This window comes from Streptomyces corallincola (assembly GCF_019104725.1).
Lineage (GTDB): Bacteria > Actinomycetota > Actinomycetes > Streptomycetales > Streptomycetaceae > Streptomyces > Streptomyces corallincola.
Map to the genome: position 1 here is coordinate 1 of NZ_JAHRXF010000086.1, position 3,588 is coordinate 3,588.

The 3,588-nt window shown below is 72.5% G+C and carries 1 protein-coding gene; it reads right to left on the bottom strand.

Going from position 1 to position 3,588, the window contains the following annotated elements; translation table 11 throughout:
• Positions 1-3,446 (bottom strand): NACHT domain-containing protein (locus KUM39_RS27800; protein WP_217788546.1); only part of this gene is annotated, 3,446 nt, incomplete at its 3' end.
• Between the last annotated feature and the right edge of the window lie 142 nt (positions 3,447-3,588).

The following is a 3,588-nucleotide window of genomic DNA, read 5'->3' on the forward strand; positions in this document are numbered from 1 at the left end:
TAGATGGGCCCCTTGGCGTTGGGATACGCGTTCTCGAGCGCGATGTCGAAACTGCGGTGCTCGATGACAGACCCGTCGTGCAGCTCATCGATGTCGAGGCCCTCGGGCAACTCCACCAGCCAGCGGGGCACTTCCACCTCGATGCCGACGGCGCCGCCCGGGAGGCCGGGGCCGGTGTCGGGGCTGGCGATCCGGTGGGCGATGCGGTCGGCCACGGCGGTTTCGTTGAGCCGGGTGATGTGCGAGGGGAGTTTTGCGTAGTGGCCGGTGATGGCCGCCGGGTCGATGTGGTGGGGCCAGTCCATTTTGGCGAGTTGGAGGTTGACCGTGTTGTGCAGGGTCCCCATGTTGTGCAGGGTCCCCATGTCATGGCGCGGGACGCCCATGTCATGCGGCGCGACGGGCGACTCGGCCCGTACGACGGCCTGCGAGGCGGGACCGTGGACGAGTGTGGCGAAGGGGGAGCCGGGGCTGAAGCGCAGGAGTGGTTCGCCGCCGGTGCCCTGGTGGGAGCTGACGATCTTGTCGAAGATCGACTTGCTGAACGGCGTGACCGGCTGCCAGTGCATGTGGGCGCCGTGCATGACGGCCATGTCCTGTCGCCGCATCTCCGCGACGAGTGCGTCGTGCCGGGCGGCTGTGATCCGGCTGCCGCCCGGGGTGGACACGTCGAACAGGTCGTGGTCGGCGGTGACCGGGACCGTGTCGCCGTCGTCGGCGATGGCGTGGACCACGCCTTCGATGACGGTGAACATGTTCCGCTCGGCCAGCAGGGCCATCTGGGGGGCGAGTTCGTGGAACTCGGTGAACCGCTGGTTGTACCGGGAGGCGACCTTCTCCCAGTCCTGCGCCGGCACCTTGGAGAAGTCCGGCTTGATGGGCTCGAAGTAGCCCACCAGCCCGATCTTCGCCGGGTCGGCGCCGAGCGGGACGTCCGCCGCGCTGATGGTCTTTGCCTTGATCTCCTCCGGTTTGGGCATCGCTCCCGCGTCGAGCCACCGGGGCGCCATCGGGTTGCTCGGCCGCACGTCGATCACGACGTTCTCGTCGTCCGACGCCCTCCGGAACTTGCGGAAGTTCTTCTGCGGGATTCCGTAGGCCTGCTGCGCGGTGTAGGAGTCCACGTCCTCGGGGCCGAGGAGTCCGGACGCGACCAGTGCCGAGTGCAACGCCGAGACCGGCGTGGCCAGGGAACGGAGCGACGCCGCGACGGAGTTCAGCTCGGTGCGGGGGAGATCGGCGAAGGTGACGCGGCCGGCGGGCGAGACGCGCGGCGGGGCGGACGGCAGATGGCTGTCCCAGTACGAGGGCATCTCCCGGCCGCTCGTCGCGGACAGCGGCGCGGTCCACGTCACCGGGCTGCCGGAGGCGAACGTCAGGGGCACCGGGTTGCTGAGGGGGCGCGGGCCGCTGGGACGCCGTTGGGTGAGTGCCCCCAGGTTGTCGAGCAGGCCGTCCCTGACCGGAGCGGCGGTGTCGGCGGACGCCGTGTCCACGATGCGGATGTGGGGCGCAGCGCTCGGGAGGAGGCCGGTGTCGATGGGTGTCAGCGTCGGGCGCCGGGAGGACGCCGCCGTGTCGGTGGACCCGGTGTTCTCGAACAGACCGGCGTACGGCGCACCGTGCTCGTCCAGGAGGGAGGCGACGAAGAGGAGTTCGCCGAGGAGAGCGGGGTCGAGGGTGTCGGGGTCGGTGTCGCGGACGGCTCGCTCCTGCGGGGCCGCTTGGGTGTGGCCCGGCGCGTGGGTGTCGGCGGGGGAGACCTCGACGTGGCGGGGGACCTCCACGGGGGCCGTGACCTCGTCGGTGCCGTTGACGGCTCGCTCCTGCGGGGCCGCTTGGGTGTGGCCCGGCGCGTGGGTGTCGGCGGGGGAGACCTCGACGTGGCGGGAGACCTCCACGGGGGCCGTGACCTCGTCGGTGCCGTTGACGGCTCGCTCCTGCGGGGCCGCTTGGGTGCGGCTCGGCGCGTGGATGTCGGCGGGGGAGACCTCGACGTGGCGGGAGACCTCCACGAGGGCCGTGACCTCGACGGTGCCGGTGGTGGCGTTGGGGGTGTCGGTGGTCTGGGGCCGGGTGTCCGCGGACCGTGCGCCCAGCGGGTCGCCGGACAGGGTGTCCGTGGTGCCGGGGGCGGTGGTCGTCGTGGTGCCCTGCGTCGCGGTCAGGTCGGCCGCGAAACTCCCGGTGGTGGTGGACCAGCCTCTGATCGAGCGGTTGGCGACGGCACGGAAGAAGTTCCGCGCGAAGGTGACCGAGTTGGCGGAGATCAGCCGGTACTGCGCCTGTTCCTGCTCCTTCACGTACCGCAGACCCCTGGCCAGGTCGGCGGCGCTGATCTTGATTTCCAGGGACGCGTCGGAGACGTAGCTGTTGCCCTGGAGGACCTCGGCCCGCACGCCGGCCAACTGCGGGATCAGTCCGCCGGGCGCGGCGGCGGCGGGGTAGAGACCGATGGCCTGGGCCCGGCGGCCGGGGAGCCGCACCTCCACCCAGGCGTGGCCCAGCCTGCCCTCCAGGAGGTCGCGCGAGAGCGCCGGGGCGCCCTTGGCGACGTGGACGGTGAGGGTGATGTCGGCCGCGTCGCGGTCGGCCGTGTCCCGGATGTGGGCGCGCAGCACGGAGTCGTCGAACGTCCCCCCGGCGACCGGCGTCCGAGCCGCCGCCGCCGAGTCCTTCGGTGACCATGCCATCTTGTAGGCGCCGGCGTTACGGGTCTGGAGATCCTGGACCCGGTCGAAGAGCGCGGTGACCGCGGTGTCGCGCGCGCTCGGCCCGCTCTTCGAGCCGCGCCAGGCACGGATCGCGTCGAGCACCTCCGCCAGCCGGTCGCCGAGGGCCAGCGCCGAGGCGGAGCGGTTCATGGCCTGGTCGTGCAGTGCGGCCACGGCCTTGTCCACGAGCCGCAGCGCCGGCGACCGCACGGCGCCGGTGATCTCCGACTCGGCACGCCAGAGCCGCTGCACGTCGGTGCCGTCGAACGTCCCCCCGGCGACCGGCATGTGAGCCGCCGCCGAGTCCTTCGGTGGCCGTGCCTGTTTGTAGGTGTCGGCGTGACGGGCCTGGAGATCCCGGACCCGGTCGAAGAGCGCGGTGACCGCGGTGTCGCGCGCGCTCGTCCCGCTCTTCGAGTCGCGCCAGGCACGGATCGCGTCGAGCACGTCCGCCAGCCGGTCGCCGAGGGCCTCCGCCGAGGCGGAGCGGTTCATGGCCTGGTCGTGCAGTGCGGCCACGGCCTTGTCCACGAGCCGCAGCGCCGGCGACCGCACGGCGCCGGTGATCTTCGACTCGGCACGCCAGAGCCGCTGCACGTCGGTCCACTGCACCGGCGCGGCGGGTTCCGGGTGCGCGGTCGCGCCGGCCGGCTCGTCCGGGATCTCGGGGGACGGCACGGAGGCAGCGGCCTCCACCGGGCCGGGTTCGGTCTCCCAGGGGAGCGTTTCCACCGGGCCGGGTTCGGTCTCCCAGGGGTGCGCCTCGGCAGCGCCGACCGCCGCGTCCGCCAGGCCGGAGCCGGACGCCCTGGCGGCATCGGCGGCATCGACGGCATCGACGGCATCGGCAAGGGCTGCGGCGTTCTCGCGGTTT